Consider the following 21,450-nt stretch of genomic DNA (forward strand, 5'->3'; position numbering starts at 1 on the left):
ACGCATTCTATTATATAGACGTAAGAAATGATCGGTCACCCTACACATGTTGTAAAAAAAGAATAATATATTTTTAGGAAGGAAGCTATATGAAAAAAGGTGTGAAAAAATGGTAAAGAGAAGTATATAATGAGCAAGTAGGAAATGTTACGTGAAGAAAGGATGTGAATGTTAGTAGGGGAAGGTCCACACTAACAAACATGAAAATTAAAATATTAATAGCAGATGATAATTCTTTTATTAGAGAAGGCATGAAAATTATTTTAAATACATATGAAGAGTTTGAAGTTGTAGATACAGTAAATGATGGGAAAGAAGCAGTGGACTATTGCAAAAAGAACGACGTTGATATCGCTCTTTTAGATGTCCGCATGCCAAATATGAACGGGGTAGAGGCAACGAAATTCATTTGTGAAGGGACGAAAACGAAACCGCTAATTTTAACGACGTTCGATGATGATGAATATATTTTGGACGCAGTAAAAAACGGGGCGAAAGGTTATTTATTAAAAAATAATGATCCAGAGCGTATTCGTGATGCAATAAAAGGAGTATATAACGGTCAAACTGTTATGCAAGATGTAGTGCTTGATAAAATTAAGTGCAATTTAATGGAAAGCAAAGAGGACGAATGTAAAATAGATACAAGTCTTTTTACAGAAAGAGAACTTAGTATTATCGCATTAATTGCGAAAGGTTTCTCGAATAAAGAAATTTCAAAGCAACTTTTCATATCAGAAGGAACGATTGCAAATTATATTACATCAGTTTTAGGGAAAACTGGACTTGAACATCGCACACAAATTGCGATTTATTATTTAACAGGGAAAGTAGATTAAAGATATGGAATTTTGGTTAATTGTAAGTAAATTAATTGTCTTTATATATATTGTGTTTAGTTACATTTATTTAAATGTTGTGAACTTACCATGGATTATACTTACTTTGCTTTTATATCTTTCTGTAAATGTGCTGATCTCTATATTTAAACAAGATACGTACAAAAATATATTATCTAGTCTGTCAATTGGCATAGTTATGTTATTTACATGGAAGGTTCATCCGTTTTTTATTTTATTTTTACCATTGAACTTATATGAAGTTATATTTCGTTATATAGAGAAGAAATGGCAGCTCTTTATCATTATGATGATTCCCATTATCTTTACAGAAGAAAGTATTCGAATGACATATGGATTAATTGTTACATTTTCTTTCATCGTATTAACTATGGCAGAACGGTATATATCGCGTGTATTAAAGCTTGAATCACAAAATGATAAGATGCGAAAAGATATGCAGCGGCTGACGAAAAGCTTAAATGAAAATAAAGAGTACATAAAGCAATCAGAGTACACATTTAAGTTAGAAGAGAGAAATCGGTTGTCACAAGAAATTCATGATAAAATTGGCCACTCGATGACAGGGGCGCTAATTCAAATGGAAGCAGCAAAGAGATTAATGGGGATAGATAAAGAAAAATCTGCCGAGTTATTACAAAATGCAATTCATATATCGAAAGATGGAATTGAAAGTATTCGAGTTACATTAAAAAATATGAAGCCACCAACGGAGCAAATTGGCATTCATCGTATGAAATTATTCATAGAGGAATTTGCCGGTAAGCATGATATAAATATTCCTTTCGTATATAAAGGGAATTTAGATATGATCTCACCGATTCAGTGGAAGATTATCGGTGAGAATGTTACGGAGGCACTAACGAACGCGATGAAATATGCTGATGCGACAGTCATTTCAATCGATATTCATGTACTTAACAAGATGGTGAAAGTACAAGTGAAGGATAACGGAAAAGGTGCAGCTCTCGTTAAGAAAGGTCTCGGGATTATGGGGATGGAGGAGCGAACAGCATCAGTAAACGGAAAAATTATTGTAGATGGAACAAGTGGCTTTTCAGTAACGATGCTGTTGCCGATATAAGAAAATGGGACGAAGATGAATCATCTCATATGAAAAAAGTGAATAATCTCATGTAAAAAGAATGAACTTCTGCACTGAGCAGGTTCATTTTTTTTGTTTATAATGAATAGCAGAGAAACCGAAATAGGGGTGAAATGATGAATACATTAGAAATTAAAAATTTAACGAAAAAATTTGGTGATTTCATCGCGGTAGATAATATGTCTTTATCTATTAAAGAAGGAGAGATATTTGGCTTTTTAGGATCAAATGGTGCTGGTAAGAGTACAACGATAAATATGATTGCTGGGTTGTTAAGAAGTAATGAAGGTGAAATTAGCATATTAGGAAAAAATATAAAGAAACATAATCGATTTGCGAAGATGAATATCGGTATCGTTCCGCAAGATATTGCGATTTATGAAGAGTTAACTGCCTATGAAAATGTGAAATTCTTTGCTGGACTGTACGGGTTAAGAGGAGCTGAACTAAAAGCGAGAGTAGAGGAAGCACTTCAATTTGTGGGACTTAGTGATAAACATAAAAGTTACCCGAAAAACTTTTCAGGCGGGATGAAACGAAGACTGAATATTGCTTGTGCGATTGCTCATAGACCGAAGTTAATTATTATGGATGAGCCGACAGTTGGAATTGATCCACAGTCAAGAAACTATATTCTCCAGTCGGTTCGAAAATTAAATGAAATGGGCAGCACTATTATTTACACGAGCCACTATATGGAAGAAGTAGAAGAGATTTGTACGAAAATAGCAATTGTAGATCACGGTAAAGTGATTGCAGAAGGAACGAAAGAACAGTTAAAAGCGATTATTACTGATACGAAAGACATTTGGGTTGAAGTGAAGTCAGTAGAAAATTTAGATGTAGAAAAGTTAAAAGAGATAAACGGTGTGAAAGCTGTTCAAGTTGAAGAGAACGTAATCAAGGTAAACTCGGATGCAGGAGTAAATAATTTAAATAAAATTATTCAGCATTTCATTAATCATGACATTGAAATTCGTTCATTAGAGGAGCAGGCCCCGAACTTAGAAACAGTATTCCTTACGTTGACTGGAAGAAACTTACGAGATAAATAAAAGGTAAATGAAGAAAAGGTAAAGGGAGGTTCATCAATTGAACATCTTCAATATTGCAGTTATGCATATTAAAAGAGATTTCAGAGACGTAAGAACTTTAGTTTTTATGTTAGCATTTCCGATTGTACTAATGCTTGTGTTAGGAACAGCGTTAACGAATGCATTTGATAGCGATAGTCAAGCGATTAAAGATATACAAGTGCTCTACAAAGATGAAGCAAGTAGCACATTTTCTCAAACGTTCGAAGCATTTACGAAAGAAGTCGATAAATCGGGTATTCATTTTAAAAAAGCTTCAGGCAGTATAGATGGGAAAGAAGAAGTGAAGCAAAATAAATATGCTGCTTATGTAGAATTAAATAAAGATGGTGCGAAATTTTACGGAAGTGACAAAAGTAGTATTGAGGGAAGTATTGTGGAAGGCATGCTTACAACATTTATTGATAAGTACAATGTAGCGGCCGAAGTTGCAAAAGTTGATCCTAGTAAGGTGAGCGCGGTTATTTCAAGCGGAAATCATAATGATTATATAAAAGAAACATCTTTACAAGCTGCGAAAAAGCCAGGTTCTATGGATTACTATGCGGTTGTAATGACGACGATGATTGCACTATATGCTGCGATGGGAGCGAGTTCTTTAATTCGTGGAGAACGAATACGTAAAACAGGAGATCGCCTCATTGCTGCGCCTATAAGTAAGGCTGAAATATTCATTGGAAAAGTACTTGGTAGCCTAGTAGCAAATGCTCTTTGCGTATTACTTGTCATGTTATTTAGTAAATTTGTCTTTCAAGCGAATTGGGGCGAACATCTTGGAATCATATTTATTATTTTATTAACACAAATCTTTCTAGCAATTAGCTTCGGTTTAGGGATTGGATATATTACGAAAACAGCTGAATCATCGAGAGCGATTATTCTTGTAGTTGTGCAATTAGCCTCTATTTTTGGTGGTGCATATTTCGTAATAGAAGAAAATTTCGTTACGAATTTATCACCATTAACGTGGGCAAACACAGCTGTTATGAAAATTATTTATGCAAATGATGTAGGAGCAGCGCTGCCAGTAATATGTTTAAATCTTGGCATTTCGGCACTCTTTTTATTAATTGCAATTATTGCATTACGTAGACGGGAGGGGCTATAGTATGAAAGATATTTTATGGCTCATACAAAAAACGTTATCTGTACTTTTGAAAAATAAAAAAGGGTTATTCATTATTATTAGTTTGCCGATAATTGGAACATTAATCTCCTTCTCAATGTATGGGAATGTCGGGCAAGGGACGTTAAATATCGGGGTTATAAATAAAGAAAATCAATCTATAGCAAATGATACGGTGAAATTTTTAGAAGGATTAAATCATGTAAAGGTAAGTAAAATTAAAGAATCTGAAGTAGAAGATAAACTTACTTCCAAAAAACTTGATGGAGTTATTACATTAGAATCTGGTTTTTCAAAAAGTGTTCGAGAAGGGAAACCAAATCATATTGAAATTTCATCGATTAAAGGTGATCAAGTAACAGGATTTATAAAATCATATTTATACAATTATATTGATAATGTAGCAGCTATTAGTAAAGTAGCAGGAACAGATCAAAGTGCATTTGATAGTATGTACGCAGGATATCAAAAAGGTTCATTTAAAATGAAAACTGAGACGCTAGAAGATACTTCGAAAAATAAAGATATGACAAACCAAACGATGGGTTATCTTATTATGTTTATGCTATTTTCAGCAGCGAACTTATCAGGTTATATTTTAAAAGAAAAAGAAAATAGAACGTATTTTAGACTCTTATCAACGCCAATAGATGGGAAGAAATTCATATTATCTAATGTCGGGGTAAATATGATGATATTAACAGTACAAATTCTGATTACAATCCTATTCCTAACGAATGTTTTTCATACGAATATCAACATGCCTTTCATAGTGATGCTTGGCGTACTCATGCTATTTGCTTTAATAGCGATTGGAATATCGTTAGTGCTTGTCGCTTTTTCGAAAAACTCAGCATCGGCAAATGCACTGCAAAATATGATCATTGTACCGACATGTTTACTCGCTGGATGCTATTTTCCGTATGACATTATGCCGAAAGCAGTGCAAAAAGTAGCTGATTTTCTTCCGCAAAGATGGCTATTAGATACGGTATCAAAACTACAACAAGGAATTTCGATTTCAGATTTGTATTTAAATATATTAATCTTAATTGCCTTTGCGGTAGCATTCTTCTTAATTGCTATTTATAAGTTTGGAAGAAATAATGATGCGAGAAACTTTGTTTAATATGAAAAGGGTGTGACGTTAAGTCACATCCTTTTTTGTATGAAGCATGAAATCTAAATTGGAATGACAAAATAGAAGGGTAGAAAGAAAATGAGCGGAAGGAAATCAAAATGATTAAAAAAATATTGCGAGTTACTTCTATTATTATTGCTATTGTTGTTTTTATTTTAATTTGGATGCATATCGATGTTACTTTAGGTAGGAAAATGGAAGCTGGGAAAAACATGCCGACAGAGTATGCACCTCATTATAGTGATTTTCAATTATTTGTAGAAGGAAAGTCATTTTATAAACAGTTATTTACTGATATAAGGGAAGCGAAGCAATCTATTTACACGTACTTTTTTATTTTGTCGGATGATAAAAGTAGCCATACTTTTTTAAACTTATTAAAAGAGAAGGCAAAAGAAGGAGTAAACGTCTATTTATCCGTTGATCGCATTAATGATTTATCATTTGAAAGCAAGATGATAAGTGAATTGCGGGAAAGTGGTGTACATTTTACATATAGTAGAAAACCTGAATTGCCATTCGGATTTTATTCACTTCACCATCGTAATCATCGCCGTATTACGACGATTGATGGGGAGATTGGCTATACAGGTGGTTTTAATATAGGAGATGAGTATTTAGGGAAAGATAAGCATTTTGGATATTGGCGTGACTATCATGTGCGGATAAGAGGAGAAGGAGCAAAAGATTTAGAAGAGCAATTCGCTTCAGATTGGAAACGAGATACGAAAGAAAATATAAAAAGAAGTACGAATAAAGCTAGTAAAGGGAATACATTACATACGATGACCAGCTACAATGGACATTACGTCGCTGAAAAGTATATCGAATTAATAAAACAAGCGAAGCATTCAATCGTAATTACAACACCTTATTTTATAGCGAAAAATAAAGAATTTATGAATGCTTTAATTGAAGCGCAAAAACGTGGTGTTACAGTGAAAATACTTTGGTCATATAAACCAGATATTCCTCTCATTAAAGAGGCAGCGTATCCTTATATTCGTCAAGCTGTTAATAATGGAATTAAAGTATATGGTTATAAAAAAGGAATGTTTCATGGGAAGTTAATGATAATTGATAATGAACTAACTGTTATCGGTACAACGAACATGACTGCACGTAGCTTTTATATGAATGATGAGATGAATTTGTATATTCACGGTGGGACTATCATATCAGAAGTGAATGAGGCATTAACAAAAGATTTTCGTGATTCGAAAGAGATGACGAAACAATTTTTTGAGAAGTTATCGTTTTGGGAGCGTTGTAAGGAGAAAGTGGCAGGATTAGTGGATTTTTATTTATAAAGGTTAATGAAAAAGGATGTCTTTTATAGACACCCTTTTTTAATGAGAGATAATTAGTTTTCATGCACAAGCAATGAAGCATCATCATTAATCAATGTCCCCACATGCTCCCCTAAGCAAATTCTTTTCATTACACCAGGCTCATCAAAGTTAAAGACGTGTGCTGGTAAATTGTAATCACGAGCAAGTAATAAAGCGGCTTGATCCATGACTTGAATGTTTTGCCTAACAACATCGTTATAGTTTAGTTTTCTGTACATTTTTGCTGATTTATTATGTTTTGGATCACTAGTAAAGACGCCATCTACTCCTTGTTTTGCGACTAATATTGCGTCACTATTCATTTCAATGGCTCTTTGAACACTTGGATAATCTGTCGTAACGAACGGCTGCCCGTTACCGCCGCCAAAAATGACAACATAACCGTTATCTAAATGATGTACTGCTCTGAGGCGAATATAAGGCTCTGCTACTGCATTAAACGGGATGGAAGTCATAACGCGTACTTCTTTATTTGTTTTACTTGTTAAGACGCCGCGAAGCATTAAGCTGTTAATGATTGTACCTAACGTACCGATATTATCAGCTTCTACTCGATCAATGCCCCATTCTTCAGCTAGATGACCTCTGAAAATGTTACCGCCGCCGATGACAATGGATACTTCGATACCTAAGTCAATAATGGATATAATTTCGTTTGCGATATGTTCTAATCTTTTGGAGTTAAAGCTATTTCCGGATTGATCAGCAAGTGCGCCGCCGCTTAATTTAATTAAGACTCTTTTATATGGCTTCATAACAATTCCCCCTATATAGATCGCAATAAAAAAGGAACAAAGGCAAATGCCTTTGTTCCTTTTTAAGAAAATGAAAAAGAAAAGAAGAAGATAGGACGAATTTTTGTACATAATTTTTCATACCATCCACTCCTTTTCATTTCGATTTATTGTAAGTGTATATCTTTTTGATTATACGAAACAATCTGATTACTTATCAAGTATATTGTATCTCTTTTTAATAAAAAGGTGTCAATGAAAAAGAAAAGAAAAATTTTCGAATTTTTTGTGACGAACTTGTAGGTTTTTGTATGATTTTGTAGGTTCGCTTATAAGATGTGTGAGTAGCTTTTATAAATTCAAATTGAAAGCGTTCGCATGAAGGGGATGAACATAAATGAAAAAATTCGGATTGGCAACACAAATTTTTGTCGCGCTTGTTTTAGGGATTGTAGTAGGGGCAGTCTTTTATGGCAATAAAACGGCGATTTCTTATATCACACCAATTGGGGATATATTTATTCACTTAATTAAAATGATTGTAGTACCGATTGTTATTTCAGCATTAATTGTTGCAGTAGCTGGTGTAGGAGATATGAAGAAGCTTGGGAAACTGGGTGGTAAGACAATTCTTTATTTCGAAATTATTACGACGATTGCTATTTTAATGGGATTACTTGCGGCGAATATATTCCAACCAGGTACTGGCGTTGATATGAGTAATTTACAGCAAAGTGATATTTCTTCTTATAAACAAACGGCAGATGCTACAGAGAAGAAAGGATTCGCTGAGACGATTGTTCATATTGTACCGAAAAACGTATTTGAATCGATTTCACAAGGTGACTTATTACCGATTATTTTCTTCTCCGTATTATTCGGTTTAGGAGTTGCGGCAATTGGGGAAAAAGGGAAGCCTGTCTTTAACTTCTTTGAAGGTGTACTCGAAGCGATGTTTTGGGTTACAAATCAAGTTATGAAATTTGCACCATTTGGTGTATTCGCATTAATTGCGGTTACGGTTGCAAAATTTGGTGTAGCAACACTACTTCCTTTAGGAAAACTAGTGCTAGCTGTATACGTAACTGTTATACTATTCGTTGTGATTGTATTAGGTATTAATGCACGAATGGTTGGCGTAAACATTTTTACATTAATGAAAATTTTAAAAGAAGAACTCATTCTTTCATTTACGACAGCAAGTTCAGAAGCTGTTTTACCTAATATAATGAGAAAAATGGAAGAATTCGGTTGTCCAAAGGCAGTTGCCTCTTTCGTAATTCCGACAGGTTATACATTTAACTTGACTGGATCGGCTATTTATCAAGCGTTAGCGGCATTGTTTGTTGCACAAATGTACGGTGTGCACATGTCACTGACAGAGCAAATAACGTTATTATTCGTTCTCATGTTAACATCCAAGGGTATGGCGGGAGTTCCAGGTGCATCGTTCGTTGTTGTATTAGCAACGTTAGGTTCAATGGGGTTACCACTAGAAGGTATCGCGTTAATTGCGGGAATTGACCGCATTTTAGATATGATTCGCTCATCTGTCAATGTATTAGGAAATGCATTAGCGGCCATTGTTATGTCGAAGTGGGAAGGCGAATTCGATGATGAGAAAGCAAAACAATATGTAGAAACAGTCAAAGAAACAAAAGCAGCATAAGAAATCGTTAAGGAGTGAATAATCATGGCAACATTAACTGAAGTTAAAAATGGTGTTCGAATTGAAAAAGATTTTTTAGGTGAAAAAGAAGTACCGAATTATGCATACTACGGCGTACAAACAATGCGTGCAGTTGAAAACTTCCCAATTACAGGATATAAAATCCATGAAGGTTTAATTAGAGCGTTCGCAATTGTAAAAAAAGCTGCAGCGCTTGCTAATACAGATGTAGGAAGATTGGAATTGAGCAAGGGCGGCGCGATCGCAGAAGCTGCTCAAGAAATTCTTGATGGAAAATGGCATGATCATTTCATCGTAGATCCAATCCAAGGCGGAGCAGGTACTTCAATGAATATGAACGCAAATGAAGTCATGGCCAATCGTGCTCTTGAATTATTAGGAATGGAAAAGGGAGACTATCATTATATTAGTCCAAATAGTCATGTAAACATGGCGCAATCAACAAACGATGCATTCCCAACGGCGATTCATATCGCAACATTAAACGCATTAGAAGGTTTATTACAAACGATGGGGTATATGCATGATGTATTTGAATTAAAAGCAGAGCAGTTCGATCATGTTATTAAAATGGGTCGTACACATTTACAAGACGCTGTGCCAATTCGTCTTGGACAAGAATTTAAAGCGTATTCCCGCGTACTTGAACGTGATATGAAACGTATCAAGCAATCACGTCAACATCTATATGAAGTAAATATGGGAGCAACTGCAGTTGGTACAGGCTTAAATGCAGATCCAGAATATATTGAAGCAGTTGTAAAACATTTAGCTGCAATCAGTGAATTACCACTTGTTGGTGCAGAAGACTTAGTAGATGCAACGCAAAATACGGATGCATACACAGAAGTATCAGCAGCACTTAAAGTATGTATGATGAATATGTCTAAAATTGCGAATGACCTTCGTCTAATGGCATCAGGTCCGCGTGTTGGTTTAGCAGAAATTATGTTACCAGCTCGTCAACCAGGTTCTTCTATTATGCCAGGGAAAGTAAACCCTGTTATGCCAGAAGTAATTAATCAAATTGCGTTCCAAGTAATTGGTAACGACCATACAATTTGCCTTGCTTCAGAAGCAGGACAATTAGAATTAAACGTTATGGAACCAGTACTTGTTTTCAACTTACTTCAATCTATTAGCATTATGAATAACGGTTTCCGTGCCTTTACAGATAATTGCTTAAAAGGAATTGAAGCGAATGAAGATCGCTTAAAAGAGTATGTTGAGAAGAGTGTAGGAATTATTACAGCCGTGAACCCTCATATCGGTTATGAAGCAGCAGCTCGCGTTGCGAAAGAAGCAATTGCAACAGGTCAATCCGTTCGAGAACTTTGTGTGAAAAACGGTGTACTGTCACAAGAAGACTTAGAGTTAATTCTAGATCCATTCGAAATGACACACCCAGGGATTGCAGGAGCAACTCTTTTAAAGAAAAATTAAAAGAAGAGGGGGGACAATCCCCTCTTTTTTGTTTACAATATAGAAATGCTATATATGAATAGAGGTAGGGATGTTATGAGTAAGTTTACAGTAGCTTCTAATGGTTCATTAGAAACGACATTAAGAGGAGTAGAAGTATTATCAACACCACTTTTAAATAAAGGGGTCGCTTTCACGCAAGAAGAGAGAGAAGAATTAGGTTTAAAAGGGTTATTACCGCCAGCGGTTTTAACATTAGAAGAACAAGCACGCCGAGCGTATGAACAATTTTGTTCTCAGCCGGACGATTTATTAAAGAATGTATACTTAACAGCGTTACATGATCGAAACGAAGTGTTATTTTATCGTATATTAACAAATCATTTACGTGAAATGTTACCAATCGTATATACACCAACTGTTGGTGTAGCGATTCAAAGATATAGTCATGAATATCGTAAACCGCGTGGTGTGTATTTATCAATTAACGATCCGTCGGGTATTGAAGAAGCATTTGCGAATATCGGTGCAACAGCTGAAAACATTGATTTAGTCGTTGTAACAGATGGAGAAGGCATACTTGGAATTGGTGACTGGGGTGTTGGTGGTATAAACATCGCAATCGGGAAATTAGCTGTTTATACGGCCGCAGTTGGTATCGATCCTAGCCGTGTATTACCGGTAATTTTAGATGTGGGTACAAATCGTGAGGAACTATTAAACAATCCATTTTATATTGGAAATCGTCACCCTCGTATAACTGGTGAAGCTTACGATGAATTTATTGATACATTTGTACAAGCAGTGAATAAACAATTCCCGAAAGCACTTTTACATTGGGAAGACTTTAGCTCTCGAAATGCACGAAAAATTTTAGATAAATATCGTCATGATATTTGTACATTTAATGATGATATTCAAGGTACAGGTGCAGTTTCACTTGCTGCTGTGTTATCGGCAGTGAAAGTTTCGGGTGTACCTTTAAGTGAACACCGCGTTGTTGTGTTTGGTGCTGGTACGGCTGGAATCGGTATCGCAGATCAAGTTAGAGATGCAATGGTCCGCGTTGGCGTATCAGAAGAAGAATCATATAAGCGTTTCTGGTGTATTGATCGTAACGGGTTAGTTACAGATAATATGGAAGATCTTCTTGATTTCCAAATTCCATATGCAAGAAAAGAAGCGGAAGTAAGTGAGTGGAAACAAAATGATGTGATCGGACTTGCTGAAGTTGTGAAGCATGTAAAACCGACAATTTTAATCGGTACATCAACTGTTGCAGGAGCATTCAAAGAAGAGATTATTAAAGAAATGGCTTCTCACGTAGAAAGACCAATTATTTTACCGATGTCGAATCCGACGCCACTTGCTGAAGCAAAACCAGCTGATTTAATCGAGTGGACAGAAGGAAGAGCATTAGTTGCAACAGGAAGTCCATTTGAACCAGTTACATACAACGGTGTAACGTATGTGATTGGACAATCAAATAACGCACTTATTTTCCCAGGTCTTGGTCTTGGAACAATTGTTGTACGTGCAAGCGTCATGACGGATGGAATGTTCGCAGCAGCTGCTGAAGCAGTTGCAAGCATGGTAGACACAAGTCAGCCAGGAGCACCTATTTTGCCAGAGGTTGAAGAGTTACGTAATATCTCGGAAATGGTTGCAATTGAAGTAGCGAAAGTTGCCGTTGCAGAAGGTGTTGCTAGAGAGAACTTAAGTGATAACGATATTAAGATTGTAGTGAAAGAAGCAATCTGGGAACCAGAGTATCGCCAAATAAAAGCGGTAGAAAAGGTTAGAATATAGAAATAAAGCCCGTTTATAAAAATAAGCGGGCTTTCACTTTTATTACCGAAAAAAGTATAGGAAGTGGCACCTTTGAATTGGAATCAATTATGGAAGAAAGATATATCCCTTTTAATTATATTAATGGTTGTTGTTCCGATTGCTGGAGAGCTTAATTTTCATCCTTTTAACGATACGTTTCGCGTTAGCTTTGGGACACCGCTTTTCTTCTTTTTATTATTATTTTTAAGAAGAATACCAGCAGCGGCTGCAGGTATTCTTGTCGGTATATGTGTCGTTTTATTCCGTGTATGCCTTGATTGGATCATGCAAGGTTCATTTCATATGACGGAATCATTTTATTTGCGCTATCCTGTGTTCTTTTATTATTTTATTTATGGAAGTCTTTTTTCACTTTGTAGGGTGAATAAGTTTCATCAGAAACCAATCGTTATTGGGTGCCTTGGAATTACAATTGAAATTATCGCAAGTATGTCAGAACTTGCGATTTATCATATGGTAGTACTCGGTACAACAATAACAGTTTCTGAAGTGAATAAATTAATTATTATTGCTATTTTTCGTAGTTTCTTTGCACTTGGCTTTTTAAATATGATGATTTTATATGAAACGAAATTAAAAGAGTCACAAGTCCGAAAAGAAAATGAAAAAATGTTCATGCACCTTTCAAATTTATATGTAGAATCTGTTCACTTGAAAAAAACGTTACAAAATGCAGAATTGATTACACAAGAAGCATATCAACTATATCGAAATTTACAGACAGACGATGATTCCAGTAGTAAAACAGCATTGAAAATAGCAGGAGAAGTGCACGAAATAAAAAAGGATAATCAAAGGATTTTTGCAGGATTATCTAAACTGTTATTAGATAAAAATGTGACTGAGTATGTAGAAGGACATGAGCTTACAGAAATGATCGTAAGAATAAATGAGAAATATGCTGAAATGCTAGGGAAAGATATACGTTTTTCAAAACATATAGAAGGTGAACACGCTGCATATCACGTGTATACAGTGCTATCAATCTTTAATAACTTAGTTGCCAATGCAGTGGAAGCAATTGAAGATAGAGGTCTCATTCGTATTAAGTTATATAAACGAGAGCAACATGTAATCTTTGAAGTAATTGACGATGGCCCTGGTATTGCACAAAAGTATAAGAAATTAGTATTTAAGCCAGGGTTTACTTCCAAGTATGATCAAACAGGAACACCGTCAACAGGTATTGGACTTTCTTACATACACGAAATGGTAACAGAGCTCGGCGGAGAAGTAAGGTTAGAAGACAATGAAACTGAAAAAGGGTGTAAGTTTATCGTTTGTTTACCGGAGTGCAGTTTAAAGCGGGAAGGGGAATAGGTTTGTTTTATTATATTGTAGATGATGATGAAGTTTTCCGTTCAATGCTTTCGCAAATTATTGAGGATGGCGATCTTGGGGAAGTAATTGGAGAATCGGAAGATGGAGCGTTTATTGAAGCAGAACAGCTAAATTATAAAAAAGTAGATATTTTATTTATTGATTTACTAATGCCGATGAGAGACGGCATTGAAACAGTTCGTCATATAGCGTCTTCATTTACTGGGAAAATTATTATGATTTCCCAAGTTGAATCGAAACAGCTCATTGGTGAGGCGTATACACTTGGTGTGGAATATTATATTACAAAACCACTAAATAAAATAGAAGTAGTATCTGTTGTACGAAAAGTGATGGAGCGTATTCGTTTGGAACGTTCTATACATGACATTCAAAAATCATTAAATAATGTGTTTCAGTGGGAAAAGCCGCCAATGCGTAGTGAAACAGTACAAGAAGGAAAAAAGATATCAGATTCAGGACGCTTCTTACTAGCAGAGCTTGGTATTGCGGGAGAGAACGGAAGTAAAGATTTACTTAGTATGCTGGAATATTTATACGGACAAGAAAAGGCGCAAACATTTGAATTTGGCTTTCCTGCGTTAAAAGATATTTTTCACTATATTACGATAAAAAAATTAGGGGATGAAGCTTTACATACGGATATTGATAAAGAGAAAAAAGCATCTGAACAAAGAGTGCGCAGAGCAATTTATCAATCATTGAATCATTTAGCCTCCCTCGGACTAACAGACTTTTCAAATCCAAAATTTGAAAGCTATGCTCCGAAGTTTTTTGATTTCACTGTAGTTAGAAAACGGATGACAGAAATGACAAAGGATGAAGTAGCAACTTCTGGCCATATACGAATTAATACGAAAAAATTTATTCAAGTGTTATATTTTGAGGCGAAACGGTTGATGGAGATAGAGTGAAGAAGGTGCTTATAAATAAGCATCTTTTTTTGTTCAATCAATATTTTATATTTTCTCGTAGAGCATGTAAAATGTTAAGTAAGAGAAAATGGTTTTACATTAAGGAAGTGTCAAAACAATGAGTTTTACATTAAATAAATCGATTATAAAAGAAGTATGCGGAGAGACCTCATATAAAAGAGGCGAAGCTTATTATAAAGCAAATAAAGTAATCGTGAATCATTATGATGAAACGAAAGAAATTTGTGAGGCGACGGTAAAAGGGAATGAGGATTTTCATGTTACAGTAGAAAAAGCTAAAAAAGGTGATGTAGTTGCGAGATGTAGTTGTCCTTCATTAGCGTCTTTTCAAACGTATTGTCAACATGTTGCAGCCGTACTAATACAAATAAATTATAACCAGCAAACGGGCGGCATGTCCGAAAATATGAGCGGAAATGATCAATTAACGAGCGGGATGTTTCAGTTGTTTGCAGACAAACCACTTAGGCCAAAAAGTAAACAACACCGTTTTGATACACGTGAAATATTAGATGTGGCTTTTATATGTTCACCAGTGGATACGAAAAGTGGTGGGGCCCTTCTTGGAATTCAGTTAAAACTTGCGCAAACATATTTTATAAAGCATATTAGAGAATTTCTTTCTAAAGTGGAGAAAAGAGAGACTTTTCATTGTTCTAATGAATTTACATACACACCAGATGTACATAGCTTCAGGCAAGAAACAGATGCGGTTATTCAGAAGCTTATTAAAATGTATCATAATGAAAAAATGTATGAAGATGCGTTAGAAGTACATGCGAAACAAGATGAAAGTATGATATTCATACCGCCAGCTTCGTGGAAAGATATGCTCTCTTCACTTTCTAAAGTTGAGTATGTACAGCTGAAACAAAATGAACAACAGTTTCAGGGCTTACAAATTTCAAACGGTTTATTGCCATTACATTTTGAGTTTACGAAAGGAAATAATGGTGGATTCACACTTCATATAGACGGCCTAAATCGTGTTCAAGTGATGGAAATGTATAACAACGCTCTTTACGATGGGAAATTATATCATTTACCTATGGAAGATTGTATGCGACTTATTGAATTGCAAAAGATGATGAGTCGCTCAAATAGCAATCAGTTTTATATTCCTGAAAGTAAGATGGAACATTTTGTAGCGAAAGTTGTGCCAGGATTAATGAAACTGGGAACCGTACGCATTGATGAAGTAATATCAGATCGTGTTGAAACGCCGTCGCTAAAAGCAAAACTGTATTTAGATCGAGTGAAAAATCGTTTGTTAGCAGGTCTTGAATTTCATTATGGAAACGTCATGATCAATCCATTAGAAGAAGACGGACAGCCGTCTGTTTTTAATCGTGATGAGAAAAAGGAAAAAGAGATTTTAGACATTATGAGTGAAAGTGCCTTCGCGAAAACAGAAGGTGGTTACTTTATGCATAATGAAGAGGCTGAGTATAACTTTTTATATCACGTCGTTCCGTCGTTAAAAGGCTTAGTTGATATTTATGCGACGACAGCAATTAAATTACGTATTCATAAAGGGGATACAGCACCACTTATTAGAGTGAGAAGAAAAGAAAGAATTGATTGGTTATCATTTCGTTTTGATATAAAAGGAATACCGGAAGCAGAAATTAAAGGTGTATTAGTGGCTCTGGAAGAGAAACGCAAATATTACCGATTAGCGAATGGTTCTTTATTATCACTAGAGAGCAAAGAATTTAATGAAATTAATCAGTTTGTAAAAGAATCGGGTATTCGGAAAGAGTTTTTACACGGAGAAGAAGTGAACGTTCCGCTTATCCGGAGTGTAAAATGGATGAACGGATTTCACGAAGGTAATGTTTTAAGTTTAGATGAGTCTGTTCAAGATTTAGTAGAAAGCATTCAAAATCCGAAAAAATTAAAGTTTACAGTGCCGCAAACTTTAAATGCTGTAATGAGAGAGTATCAAGTATACGGATTTGAGTGGATGAAAACACTCGCCTATTACCGTTTTGGTGGTATTTTAGCAGATGATATGGGACTTGGAAAAACGCTGCAAAGTATTGCTTACATAGATTCTGTGTTGCCTGAAATTCGAGAAAAGAAACTACCTATATTAGTCGTTTCACCGTCCTCTCTCGTTTACAATTGGTTTAGTGAATTGAAAAAATTCGCCCCGCATATTAGAGCGGTTATTGCAGATGGAAATCAAACAGAGCGGCGAAAAATATTAAAAGACATAGTGGAATTTGATGTCGTAATTACGTCATATCCATTACTGAGAAGAGATATAAGATCGTATGCGAGGCCGTTTCATACACTGTTTCTTGATGAAGCACAGGCGTTTAAAAATCCTACAACCCAAACTGCAAAAGCAGTGAAAACAATTCAAGCTGAATTTCGTTTCGGGCTAACGGGAACGCCAGTAGAAAATTCATTAGAAGAGCTATGGTCTATCTTCCATGTTGTATTTCCGGAATTATTACCAGGAAGAAAAGAATTCGGTGATTTAAGGCGCGAAGATATAGCGAAGCGCGTAAAACCTTTCGTATTAAGACGATTAAAAGAAGACGTATTACAGGAGCTTCCAGATAAAATAGAGCACTTACAGTCATCGGAGTTATTACCAGATCAAAAGAGACTTTATGCTGCTTATTTAGCGAAATTAAGGGAAGAAACGTTAAAACATTTAGATAAAGATACGTTACGTAAAAATAAAATTAGAATTTTAGCTGGCTTAACAAGACTGCGCCAAATCTGTAATCATCCGGCTTTATTCGTTGATGATTATAAGGGTAGTTCAGCTAAATTTGAACAACTATTAGAGATACTAGAGGAATGCAGAAGTACTGGTAAGAGAATTTTAATCTTTTCTCAATTTACGAAGATGCTGTCTATTATTGGTCGTGAGTTAAATCGTCAAGCGATTCCATACTTTTATTTAGACGGGAGTACACCATCACAAGAACGTGTAGAGCTATGTAATCGGTTTAACGAGGGGGAAGGGAATCTATTTCTCATTTCTTTAAAAGCTGGTGGTACGGGTCTTAACTTAACGGGTGCCGATACGGTTATATTATACGATTTATGGTGGAATCCAGCTGTTGAACAACAAGCAGCTGATAGAGCATATCGAATGGGACAAAAAAATACAGTACAAGTTATAAAATTAGTAGCCCACGGAACAATTGAGGAAAAAATGCATGAACTGCAAGAGAGTAAGAAAAATTTAATCGCTGAAGTGATTGAGCCAGGAGAAGAGAAATTATCATCAATCACGGAGGAAGAAATACGAGATATTTTAATGATTTAATATAAAAAGCTATGCTTTCACATGTATGAGAGCATAGCTTTTTTAGTGTAATAATTATAATTTGTTTTGAACAAAGTAAAGAGATAATACAGAATTTATTTTTTAGTCCCTTTACTTTTATATGGCTTGGCAGCTGCCTTTTTCTTTGCACTTGATTGCCAACGATTCCATCCTTTACTTCCTGTACCTTGCCCTACACCTTTTTTCGGTTTTGCTTTCGTTTTACTCATATGATCACTCCGTTATATAAAAATCTTATTTGATAATAGTCAATGATTTAGAACATACTCTTTATAAATGACTATGATTGCTTTAAGTAAAAATAAACTGCTTGAATGTTATAGTATAACACGAATTTGCAAGTAAACTGAAAGGAATTACAAAGAAAATGAAAATAATACGAAATACTGCGGATTCTATATTTCGAACGATTACATTACTTGTTGTGTATATGTTAGTTTCGGTTAGTGAAACGTTTTTTGGATTGACAAGACAAAAGAAGTGAAGACGTTATATTGAAAACAATCAATAAAGCCGTAAAATAAAGAATTGAAAAATATTTTTAAAATTTTGTTGACTTTCTTTATTTTTTGTATAGAATAATCATTAATAAAATGTTTCAGAGATGTGACAACAAAACGACTATGAAAGGACGAGTAGTAGTAGGAAGTAGTTTAAGCGAGTCAGGGGTGGTGTGAGCCTGATACGAAGCCTATTATGAAGAACCTCCTGGAGTTGCTAACCGAAATCCTTTACAGGAAAGTAGACTTAGCCGGGAACTTCGCCGTTACAAGAAGAACAGTATCGAGATATTTCATCTCCGTATTGTATAAGTGAGCAACCTCTGTTGCTAATTTGGGTGGTACCGCGGAACCAAAGTCTTTCGTCCCAGTTTTTTGGGAAAGAAGGGCTTTTTTTGTTGGCTTCTTTTCACAACATCCAAACATTTTAGGAGGAAACCACCATGTATCAATCATTAATGACAGTAAGAGAGACTCAAATCGCAATTAAGGAAGTTAAAACATTTTTCGAGGATCAATTAGCAAAACGCCTTGAACTATTCCGCGTATCTGCACCATTATTCGTAACGAAAAAATCAGGATTAAACGATCATTTAAACGGTGTAGAACGTCCAATTGAATTTGATATGCTACATTCAGGAGAAGAATTAGAAATTGTTCACTCACTAGCGAAGTGGAAAAGATTCGCATTACATGAATACGGATATGAAGCTGGTGAAGGTTTATATACAAACATGAACGCGATACGTCGTGATGAAGAACTTGATGCAACACATTCCATTTACGTTGACCAATGGGATTGGGAAAAAATCGTTCAAAAAGAATGGCGTACTGTAGATTACTTGCAAGAAACAGTACAAACAATTTATGGAATATTCAAAGATTTAGAAGACCACTTATTTGAAAAGTATCCGTTCCTTGGAAAGTATTTACCAGAAGAAATTGTTTTCATCACTTCCCAAGAACTAGAAGATAAATATCCAGAATTAACACCGAAAGATCGTGAACATGCAATTGCGAAAGAACACGGTGCAGTCTTCATTATCGGAATTGGTGATGCACTTCGTTCAGGTGAAAAGCATGATGGACGCGCAGCTGATTATGATGATTGGAAATTAAACGGTGACATTTTATTCTGGCACCCAGTATTACAATCTTCATTCGAATTATCATCAATGGGAATTCGTGTTGATAGTAAATCACTTGATGAGCAGTTAACGAAAACAGGTGAAGACTTCAAACGTGAGTACGATTTCCATAAAGGTATTTTAGAAGACGTACTACCGTTAACAATTGGCGGTGGTATTGGACAATCAAGAATGTGCATGTACTTCTTACGTAAAGCACATATTGGTGAAGTTCAATCTTCTGTATGGCCTGACGATTTACGTGAAGCTTGCAAGAAAGAAAACATTCATCTGTTTTAATAGAAGGGAGAGAGAATAACTCAAAGAGTTATTCTCTCTTTTTTATTGTGTAAACGAATGGTTTACAGTGAGTTTTACTAATGGTTTCTTTCTTTTTTGGATCCTTTTATGTAATAATTTGTTAAAGGAGGGGACGTTATGAGCTTAGGACAACAACTTAAAAGATTACGAGAGTCAAAAGGGTTTTCACAGGAAGATGTTGCTAAGAAAATTGGTGTAACGCGGCAAGCGGTATATAAGTGGGAAAATGATAAAAGTTGCCCTGATATTGAAAATTTGATCTTATTGAGTGAAATGTATAATGTTACGCTCGATGAGCTAATAAAAGGGAACCAAAATTTAAAAGAGAAAATACATATTGATGAAGATTTTGAGAAAGAGAATGAATTTGGTTTCTACATTGGATGTGGTTTGCTAATTGTGAGTGCTTTCCTTGATTATGAAGGAATGCAAGAGATTTTATTAGGAATTGCACTATTCATGATGGTTTTTTACTCTGACGTGAAGAAAGTTATTTTGAATGAGTTCAGATCATTTTTTTAAAGAAAAGATATATATGATAAGAAGTGAGAAGAGTCCGTTATATTTCCTAGGAAAGAGTATAACAAGTAATTGAATTGTTTTATAATGATTTCGGGATGTTGATAGTATGTTAAAAAGCTCAAACAAGTATAACCCCGTTCTAAAGCTAGGACGGGGTTCAAAATCTAAGTTTTATTAAGCGTAAAGTTCTTTCAAGTATTTTTACTTCGGCAAAGACTTCATATAAAACATTACTTATTTGTTACCGAGTTCTTCCGCCAAACCGATTAAAATACCTTCGGTTCCACGAATGTAGCAGAGTCGATATGAGTCCTCGTACTGAACTACTTCGCCAACGAGCTGAGCACCATGCTTTGTAAGTCTCGATACCATTTCGTCAATGTCTTCAACGGTGAACATGACGCGCAAATAACCGAGGGCATTTACAGGAGCTGTCCGGTGATCTGCTATAGTAGGTGGGGTGAGAAATCGCGAAAGTTCAATTCGGCTATGGCCATCTGGCGTAACCATCATAGCAATCTCTACGCACTGAGAACCGAGTCCAGTTACGCGACCAGCCCATTCACCTTCAACAGTAGCTCGCCCTTCGAGATTCAAGCCAATCTCCTCGAAGAAAGAGATTGCGTTATCAAGTGATTCTACAACGATGCTGACATTGTCCATTCGTAGTAATCGGTTGTTTGCCATAGTTTTTATCTCCTTTTATGTATAAATTTATTATTTAATTATCCTCATAATTATACTAAAATCTCTTCTAAACAAAAAACATCTTGTCACAGTGTAGGAAAATGTGACAAGGTGTTTTCGGGTATAGTATAAAACATTTTGTTAACGAACAACACTTTTTAAACCCTCTACTATTGAAATATGCGCGAACTTTATTTCGAGAATGCTATCATTTTAAGAATTCAATAATGTAGTTTCTATTCGATAATATAACTTCGACTTGCCCGCAAAATATTCCGACCCTATTGCTATTAATATAGGAAGGAAATAGATTTATATAATTTATTTTA

The 21,450-nt window shown here is 35.2% G+C and carries 17 protein-coding genes and 1 other annotated feature; of the genes, 14 read left to right on the forward strand and 3 right to left on the reverse strand.

Annotated elements, in window-relative coordinates:
• Positions 1 to 200 precede the first annotated feature (200 nt).
• The 6 genes from ACU8YW_RS08800 (at position 201) to cls (ending at position 6,636) form a co-directional block, all read left to right on the forward strand.
• Complete coding sequence (locus tag ACU8YW_RS08800; RefSeq protein WP_088082901.1) at positions 201 to 839, forward strand: response regulator transcription factor; 639 nt, start codon at positions 201 to 203, stop codon at positions 837 to 839.
• A 4-nt stretch (positions 840 to 843) separates the two neighbouring features.
• Positions 844 to 1,944 carry a sensor histidine kinase gene (locus tag ACU8YW_RS08805; protein ID WP_097857306.1) on the forward strand — a complete coding sequence of 367 codons (1,101 nt, stop codon included), beginning with the start codon at positions 844 to 846 and terminating at the stop codon, positions 1,942 to 1,944.
• Positions 1,945 to 2,081: 137 nt separating this feature from the next.
• Positions 2,082 to 3,020, forward strand: a complete 939-nt coding sequence (locus ACU8YW_RS08810) for an ABC transporter ATP-binding protein (protein WP_001093813.1) — start codon at positions 2,082 to 2,084, stop codon at positions 3,018 to 3,020.
• Between the two features lie 37 nt (positions 3,021 to 3,057).
• Positions 3,058 to 4,167, forward strand: coding sequence for an ABC transporter permease (locus tag ACU8YW_RS08815; protein ID WP_087983105.1), 1,110 nt, complete (start codon positions 3,058 to 3,060; stop codon positions 4,165 to 4,167).
• Position 4,168: 1 nt separating this feature from the next.
• Positions 4,169 to 5,314: an ABC transporter permease gene (locus ACU8YW_RS08820; protein WP_106382802.1), complete on the forward strand. Its 1,146-nt coding sequence runs from the start codon at positions 4,169 to 4,171 to the stop codon at positions 5,312 to 5,314.
• A gap of 110 nt (positions 5,315 to 5,424) precedes the next feature.
• Positions 5,425 to 6,636 (forward strand): cardiolipin synthase, encoded by a 1,212-nt coding sequence (gene cls, locus ACU8YW_RS08825; protein WP_142310376.1) that lies wholly within the window; start codon positions 5,425 to 5,427, stop codon positions 6,634 to 6,636.
• Between the two features lie 53 nt (positions 6,637 to 6,689).
• Here the strand turns inward: cls and pyrH are convergent, their stop codons facing one another.
• Complete coding sequence (gene pyrH / locus ACU8YW_RS08830) at positions 6,690 to 7,433, reverse strand: UMP kinase (protein ID WP_048543321.1); 744 nt, start codon at positions 7,431 to 7,433, stop codon at positions 6,690 to 6,692.
• 376 nt (positions 7,434 to 7,809) lie between these two features.
• Here pyrH and ACU8YW_RS08835 point away from each other — a divergent pair, with 376 nt between their 5' ends.
• The 6 genes from ACU8YW_RS08835 (at position 7,810) to ACU8YW_RS08860 (ending at position 17,943) form a co-directional block, all read left to right on the forward strand.
• Positions 7,810 to 9,081, forward strand: coding sequence for a cation:dicarboxylate symporter family transporter (locus ACU8YW_RS08835; RefSeq protein WP_048543320.1), 1,272 nt, complete (start codon positions 7,810 to 7,812; stop codon positions 9,079 to 9,081).
• 24 nt (positions 9,082 to 9,105) lie between these two features.
• On the forward strand, positions 9,106 to 10,545 hold the full coding sequence (aspA, locus tag ACU8YW_RS08840) for an aspartate ammonia-lyase (protein ID WP_048543319.1): 1,440 nt from the start codon (positions 9,106 to 9,108) through the stop codon (positions 10,543 to 10,545).
• A 75-nt stretch (positions 10,546 to 10,620) separates the two neighbouring features.
• Complete coding sequence (gene malS, locus ACU8YW_RS08845) at positions 10,621 to 12,333, forward strand: oxaloacetate-decarboxylating malate dehydrogenase (RefSeq protein ID WP_142310779.1); 1,713 nt, start codon at positions 10,621 to 10,623, stop codon at positions 12,331 to 12,333.
• A 63-nt stretch (positions 12,334 to 12,396) separates the two neighbouring features.
• Positions 12,397 to 13,695 carry a sensor histidine kinase gene (locus ACU8YW_RS08850; RefSeq protein WP_079998372.1) on the forward strand — a complete coding sequence of 433 codons (1,299 nt, stop codon included), beginning with the start codon at positions 12,397 to 12,399 and terminating at the stop codon, positions 13,693 to 13,695.
• 2 nt (positions 13,696 to 13,697) lie between these two features.
• Entirely contained in the window at positions 13,698 to 14,630 is a 933-nt protein-coding gene (locus ACU8YW_RS08855; protein WP_048543316.1) for a response regulator, read from the forward strand.
• Between the two features lie 118 nt (positions 14,631 to 14,748).
• A complete protein-coding gene (locus ACU8YW_RS08860; protein ID WP_088062961.1) occupies positions 14,749 to 17,943 on the forward strand; it encodes a DEAD/DEAH box helicase in 3,195 nt (1,064 codons plus the stop codon).
• Positions 17,944 to 18,038: 95 nt separating this feature from the next.
• Here ACU8YW_RS08860 and ACU8YW_RS08865 read toward each other — a convergent pair whose 3' ends face one another.
• On the reverse strand, positions 18,039 to 18,173 hold the full coding sequence (locus tag ACU8YW_RS08865; RefSeq protein WP_000047588.1) for a DUF3934 domain-containing protein: 135 nt from the start codon (positions 18,171 to 18,173) through the stop codon (positions 18,039 to 18,041).
• Positions 18,174 to 18,578: 405 nt separating this feature from the next.
• Positions 18,579 to 18,837, forward strand: a binding site (T-box leader).
• Between the two features lie 70 nt (positions 18,838 to 18,907).
• On the opposite strand from ACU8YW_RS08865, the gene asnA reads away from it, so the two are divergent.
• Together asnA and ACU8YW_RS08875 are read left to right on the forward strand one after the other, a co-directional pair.
• Positions 18,908 to 19,891, forward strand: a complete 984-nt coding sequence (gene asnA, locus ACU8YW_RS08870; RefSeq protein ID WP_000284898.1) for an aspartate--ammonia ligase — start codon at positions 18,908 to 18,910, stop codon at positions 19,889 to 19,891.
• Between the two features lie 138 nt (positions 19,892 to 20,029).
• A complete protein-coding gene (locus tag ACU8YW_RS08875; protein WP_088062962.1) occupies positions 20,030 to 20,434 on the forward strand; it encodes a helix-turn-helix domain-containing protein in 405 nt (134 codons plus the stop codon).
• A gap of 234 nt (positions 20,435 to 20,668) precedes the next feature.
• On the opposite strand, the gene ACU8YW_RS08880 is transcribed toward ACU8YW_RS08875, so the two are convergent.
• Positions 20,669 to 21,121, reverse strand: a complete 453-nt coding sequence (locus tag ACU8YW_RS08880; RefSeq protein WP_098092805.1) for a VOC family protein — start codon at positions 21,119 to 21,121, stop codon at positions 20,669 to 20,671.
• Between the last annotated feature and the right edge of the window lie 329 nt (positions 21,122 to 21,450).

Source organism: Bacillus pretiosus, assembly GCF_052947655.1.

Coding starts and splice junctions, on each gene's coding strand:
- ACU8YW_RS08810 (WP_001093813.1), top strand. CDS start 2,082: ATGAATACATTAGAAATTAAAAATTTAACGAAAAAATTTGGTGATTTC.
- ACU8YW_RS08800 (WP_088082901.1), top strand. CDS start 201: ATGAAAATTAAAATATTAATAGCAGATGATAATTCTTTTATTAGAGAA.
- malS (WP_142310779.1), top strand. CDS start 10,621: ATGAGTAAGTTTACAGTAGCTTCTAATGGTTCATTAGAAACGACATTA.
- ACU8YW_RS08860 (WP_088062961.1), top strand. CDS start 14,749: ATGAGTTTTACATTAAATAAATCGATTATAAAAGAAGTATGCGGAGAG.
- ACU8YW_RS08880 (WP_098092805.1), bottom strand. CDS start 21,121: ATGGCAAACAACCGATTACTACGAATGGACAATGTCAGCATCGTTGTA.
- ACU8YW_RS08875 (WP_088062962.1), top strand. CDS start 20,030: ATGAGCTTAGGACAACAACTTAAAAGATTACGAGAGTCAAAAGGGTTT.
- ACU8YW_RS08805 (WP_097857306.1), top strand. CDS start 844: ATGGAATTTTGGTTAATTGTAAGTAAATTAATTGTCTTTATATATATT.
- asnA (WP_000284898.1), top strand. CDS start 18,908: ATGTATCAATCATTAATGACAGTAAGAGAGACTCAAATCGCAATTAAG.
- ACU8YW_RS08820 (WP_106382802.1), top strand. CDS start 4,169: ATGAAAGATATTTTATGGCTCATACAAAAAACGTTATCTGTACTTTTG.
- ACU8YW_RS08865 (WP_000047588.1), bottom strand. CDS start 18,173: ATGAGTAAAACGAAAGCAAAACCGAAAAAAGGTGTAGGGCAAGGTACA.
- ACU8YW_RS08835 (WP_048543320.1), top strand. CDS start 7,810: ATGAAAAAATTCGGATTGGCAACACAAATTTTTGTCGCGCTTGTTTTA.
- pyrH (WP_048543321.1), bottom strand. CDS start 7,433: ATGAAGCCATATAAAAGAGTCTTAATTAAATTAAGCGGCGGCGCACTT.
- cls (WP_142310376.1), top strand. CDS start 5,425: ATGATTAAAAAAATATTGCGAGTTACTTCTATTATTATTGCTATTGTT.
- aspA (WP_048543319.1), top strand. CDS start 9,106: ATGGCAACATTAACTGAAGTTAAAAATGGTGTTCGAATTGAAAAAGAT.